Raw genomic sequence first — 5,527 nt, 5'->3', positions numbered from 1 at the left:
AATGGTTGTCCGGCGGCGTCCTACTCTCCCACCCCGTCTCCAGGGCAGTACCATCGGCGCTGAAAGGCTTAGCTTCCGGGTTCGGAATGTGACCGGGCGTTTCCCTCTCGCCATGGCCGCCGTAACTCTGTGAACTTGAACCGTCTGGTTCGTGCGTTCAGAACCGCACAGTGGACGCGAGACATCTCGTTGTATGACTGTCGACCGTCAACAGCTCGTGAGAGGTGTTGTGTGGTCAAGCCCTCGGCCTATTAGTACCGGTCAGCTCCACACCTTGCGGTGCTTCCACTTCCGGCCTATCAACCCGCTGGTCTGGGCGGGGGCCTTACCCGGTTGACCCGGTGAGAGACCTCATCTTGAAGCGAGCTTCCCGCTTAGATGCTTTCAGCGGTTATCCCTGCCGAACGTAGCTAACCAGCAGTGCACCTGGCGGTACAACTGGCACACCAGAGGTTCGTCCGTCCCGGTCCTCTCGTACTAGGGACAGCTCTTCTCAAGTCTCTTACGCGCACGGCGGATAGGGACCGAACTGTCTCACGACGTTCTAAACCCAGCTCGCGTACCGCTTTAATGGGCGAACAGCCCAACCCTTGGGACCTACTCCAGCCCCAGGATGCGACGAGCCGACATCGAGGTGCCAAACCATCCCGTCGATATGGACTCTTGGGGAAGATCAGCCTGTTATCCCCGGGGTACCTTTTATCCGTTGAGCGACACCGCTTCCACATGCCGGTGCCGGGTCACTAGTCCCAGCTTTCGCTCCTGCTCGACCCGTCGGTCTCACAGTCAAGCTCCCTTGTGCACTTGCACTCGACACCTGATTGCCAACCAGGCTGAGGGAACCTTTGGGCGCCTCCGTTACATTTTGGGAGGCAACCGCCCCAGTTAAACTACCCACCTGACACTGTCCCTGATCCGGATCACGGACCGAAGTTAGACATCCAATTCGACCAGAGTGGTATTTCAACGATGACTCCACGGACACTGGCGTGCCCGCTTCACAGTCTCCCACCTATCCTACACAAGCCGAACCGAACACCAATATCAAGCTATAGTAAAGGTCCCGGGGTCTTTCCGTCCTGCCGCGCGTAACGAGCATCTTTACTCGTAGTGCAATTTCGCCGAGCCTGTGGTTGAGACAGCTGAGAAGTCGTTACGCCATTCGTGCAGGTCGGAACTTACCCGACAAGGAATTTCGCTACCTTAGGATGGTTATAGTTACCACCGCCGTTTACTGGCGCTTGAGTTCTGAGCTTCGCGCCGAAGCACTAACCCGTCCCCTTAACGTTCCAGCACCGGGCAGGCGTCAGTCCGTATACATCGTCTTACGACTTCGCACGGACCTGTGTTTTTAGTAAACAGTCGCTTCTCACTGGTCTCTGCGGCCACCCACCGCTGCCCCGCGCGAGGCGGTTCACAGTAGATGGCCCCCCTTCTCCCGAAGTTACGGGGGCATTTTGCCGAGTTCCTTAACCACAGTTCGCTCGATCGCCTTGGTATTCTCTACCTGACCACCTGAGTTGGTTTGGGGTACGGGCCGCTCGGAACTCGCTAGAGGCTTTTCTCGGCAGCATAGGATCATCCAATTCGCCTCATTCGGCTATGCGTCAGGTCTCACCCTGTATGCGGGACGGATTTGCCTACCCCGCGGGCCACACCCTTGCACCGGTACTACCACTCACCGGTAGGACTACCTTCCTGCGTCACCCCATCGCTTGCCTACTACCAGTCCGGGTCCCAGCCTCCCCACACTCGCCTCACAAGTGAGGACCGGTGGTTCGGGTGGTTAGCATCGCTGGGTTCAGCATGGGCGTTCCTTCGCGGGTACGGGAATATCAACCCGTTGTCCATCGACTACGCCTGTCGGCCTCGCCTTAGGTCCCGACTCACCCTGGGCGGATTAGCCTGGCCCAGGAACCCTTGGTCTTCCGGCGGGGGAGTTTCTCACTCCCCTCTCGCTACTCATGCCTGCATTCTCACTCGCGTGGCGTCCACGGCTGGATCACTCCGCCGCTTCGACCGCCACACGACGCTCCCCTACCCATCCACACACCTGGCCAGCCCCTAGGAGGACCGGCGGGCGAACGTGTGAATGCCACGGCTTCGGCGGTGTGCTTGAGCCCCGCTACATTGTCGGCGCGGAATCACTTGACCAGTGAGCTATTACGCACTCTTTCAAGGGTGGCTGCTTCTAAGCCAACCTCCTGGTTGTCTCTGCGACTCCACATCCTTTTCCACTTAGCACACGCTTAGGGGCCTTAGCCGATGATCTGGGCTGTTTCCCTCTCGACTACGAACCTTATCGCCCGCAGTCTCACTGCCACGCTCTCACTTACCGGCATTCGGAGTTTGGTTGACGTCAGTAACCTTGTGGGGCCCATCGGCCATCCAGTGCTCTACCTCCGGCAAGAAACACGTGACGCTGCACCTAAATGCATTTCGGGGAGAACCAGCTATCACCGAGTTTGATTGGCCTTTCACCCCTACCCACAGCTCATCCCCTCAGTTTTCAACCTAAGTGGGTTCGGTCCTCCACGCGGTCTTACCCGCGCTTCAACCTGGCCATGGGTAGATCACTCGGCTTCGGGTCTAGGGCACGCGACTGAGTCGCCCTGTTCGGACTCGCTTTCGCTACGGCTACCCCCCACGGGTTAACCTCGCCACGTACCACTAACTCGCAGGCTCATTCTTCAAAAGGCACGCAATCACCCCGGACCGAAGTCCTAAGGCTCTCACGGCTTGTAGGCACACGGTTTCAGGTACTATTTCACTCCCCTCCCGGGGTACTTTTCACCTTTCCCTCACGGTACTTGTCCGCTATCGGTCACCAGGGAGTATTCAGGCTTAGCGGGTGGTCCCGCCAGATTCACACCGAATTTCACGGGCTCGGTGCTACTTGGGAAACACGTCCGGGAGATGCTGCGTTTTCGTGTACGGGGCTCTCACCCTCTACGGCGACCCCTTCCAGAGGCCTTCCACTAACACAAGCATTTTCTTACTCCCCGTACCCTCGGCAGAAGGTACTGGACGGTCCCACGACCCCGACCACACAACGCCTGCCGGCTATCACATGCGATCGGTTTAGCCTCATCCGCTTTCGCTCGCCACTACTCACGGAATCACGGTTGTTTTCTCTTCCTGTGGGTACTGAGATGTTTCACTTCCCCACGTTCCCTCCACACGCCCTATGTGTTCAGGCGCGGGTCACACCACATGACTGGTGCGGGGTTCCCCCATTCGGAAATCCTCGGATCAACGCTCGGTTGACAGCTCCCCGAGGCTTATCGCAGCCTCCTACGTCCTTCATCGGCTCCTGGTGCCCAGGCATCCACCGTGTGCCCTTAACAACTTGGCCACACAAAAACACCGCACAACCAACCCCCGGAAGGAGATCGCTCGTGCGGGCCTACAAGAACTCTCGACGATCAAGAGTCATAAAGATGCTCGCGTCCACTGTGCAGTTCTCAACGTACGACCAGACACCGGTCACCCGACCCCACCAGACCCGCCCCACCCTCGGGTGCGACAGCGGTATGAGATGCAGACCGGCCCTGACACAAGACAGCCTCACACCCCCGCAGGGATGGTCCGCTCTCTCAGGACCCAACAGCGTGCCTACGACCGGTCACCCCGCACCCACCCCGTTCCACGCGCCATCCCCGTCCGCAAAGGGACGAGACGAGCGCCGTACTAGGAGCAGCCGCAGCTGCCGGCCGAACTGGTCAGCGTTCCACCCTCGAGCACCACCCAGGCAACCAGCGGCCACCCGGAGATGGGTGACCGTCACGTCCTGGCGTGGCTCTGGACCGGCAGCAGCGAGGCTGACCGGTCAAGTGCTCCTTAGAAAGGAGGTGATCCAGCCGCACCTTCCGGTACGGCTACCTTGTTACGACTTCGTCCCAATCGCCGATCCCGCCTTCGACGGCTCCCTCCACAAGGGTTGGGCCACCGGCTTCGGGCGTTACCGACTTTCGTGACGTGACGGGCGGTGTGTACAAGGCCCGGGAACGTATTCACCGCAGCGTTGCTGATCTGCGATTACTAGCGACTCCAACTTCATGGGGTCGAGTTGCAGACCCCAATCCGAACTGAGACCGGCTTTTTGGGATTCGCTCCACCTCGCGGTATCGCAGCCCTTTGTACCGGCCATTGTAGCATGTTTGCAGCCCTAGACATAAGGGGCATGATGATTTGACGTCATCCCCACCTTCCTCCGAGTTGACCCCGGCAGTCTCCCATGAGTCCCCACCATCACGTGCTGGCAACATGGAACGAGGGTTGCGCTCGTTGCGGGACTTAACCCAACATCTCACGACACGAGCTGACGACAACCATGCACCACCTGTGCACGGCCCTTACGGACCCACCATCTCTGGAGGATTTCCGTGCATGTCAAGCCTAGGTAAGGTTCTTCGCGTTGCATCGAATTAAGCAACATGCTCCGCCGCTTGTGCGGGCCCCCGTCAATTCCTTTGAGTTTTAGCCTTGCGGCCGTACTCCCCAGGCGGGGCGCTTAATGCGTTAGCTGCGGCACGGAACTCGTGGAATGAGCCCCACACCTAGCGCCCAACGTTTACGGCGTGGACTACCAGGGTATCTAATCCTGTTCGCTCCCCACGCTTTCGCTCCTCAGCGTCAGTTGTTGCCCAGAGACCCGCCTTCGCCACCGGTGTTCCTCCTGATATCTGCGCATTTCACCGCTACACCAGGAATTCCAGTCTCCCCTGCAACACTCTAGTCTGCTCGTATCGACTGCAGGCCTGAGGTTGAGCCTCAGGTTTTCACAGCCGACGCAACAAACCGCCTACGAGCTCTTTACGCCCAATAATTCCGGACAACGCTTGCACCCTACGTATTACCGCGGCTGCTGGCACGTAGTTGGCCGGTGCTTCTTCTGCAGGTACCGTCACTTTCGCTTCGTCCCTGCTGAAAGAGGTTTACAACCCGAAGGCCGTCATCCCCCACGCGGCGTCGCTGCGTCAGGCTTTCGCCCATTGCGCAATATTCCCCACTGCTGCCTCCCGTAGGAGTCTGGGCCGTGTCTCAGTCCCAGTGTGGCCGGTCACCCTCTCAGGCCGGCTACCCGTCGTCGCCTTGGTAGGCCACTACCCCACCAACAAGCTGATAGGCCGCGGGCCCATCCCCAGCCGATAAATCTTTCCACCACCAGACCATGCGGTCAGCGGTCATATCCGGTATTAGCCCCAATTTCTTGGAGTTATCCCAGAGCTGAGGGCAGGTTGCCCACGTGTTACTCACCCGTTCGCCACTGATCCCCCCGCAAGCGAGGTTCACCGTTCGACTTGCATGTGTTAAGCACGCCGCCAGCGTTCGTCCTGAGCCAGGATCAAACTCTCCGTAGATGAATTCGACACCGGCTGAGAACCGAGAGCTAGCACTCTCGATATCAATCAACCAAAGGAATCCCAGCCGAGATCCGAAGAACCCGGCACGGGGTATTACTTGGCACTGACTTTCGGCACGCTGTTGAGTTCTCAAAGAGCGGACGCGCAGACACTCGACCCTC

Annotated in this window: 3 rRNA genes; all 3 read right to left on the bottom strand. The window is 59.0% G+C overall.

Annotation, left to right across the window (positions count from 1 at the left end):
* Window positions 1-7 precede the first annotated feature (7 nt).
* The 3 genes from rrf to ACI79H_RS19280 all read right to left on the bottom strand — a co-directional run bounded on the left by rrf (window position 8) and on the right by ACI79H_RS19280 (window position 5,363).
* A 5S ribosomal RNA gene (gene rrf / locus ACI79H_RS19290) occupies window positions 8-124 on the bottom strand.
* 107 nt (window positions 125-231) lie between these two features.
* Window positions 232-3,355, bottom strand: a 23S ribosomal RNA gene (locus ACI79H_RS19285).
* A 489-nt stretch (window positions 3,356-3,844) separates the two neighbouring features.
* A 16S ribosomal RNA gene (locus ACI79H_RS19280) occupies window positions 3,845-5,363 on the bottom strand.
* The 16S, 23S and 5S rRNA genes sit together here, the layout of an rRNA operon.
* Between the last annotated feature and the right edge of the window lie 164 nt (window positions 5,364-5,527).

This window comes from Blastococcus sp. SYSU D01042, from assembly GCF_054050515.1.
The sequence above is the reverse complement of the archived record's forward strand: the minus strand, read 5'-3'. Positions and strand labels throughout refer to the sequence as shown.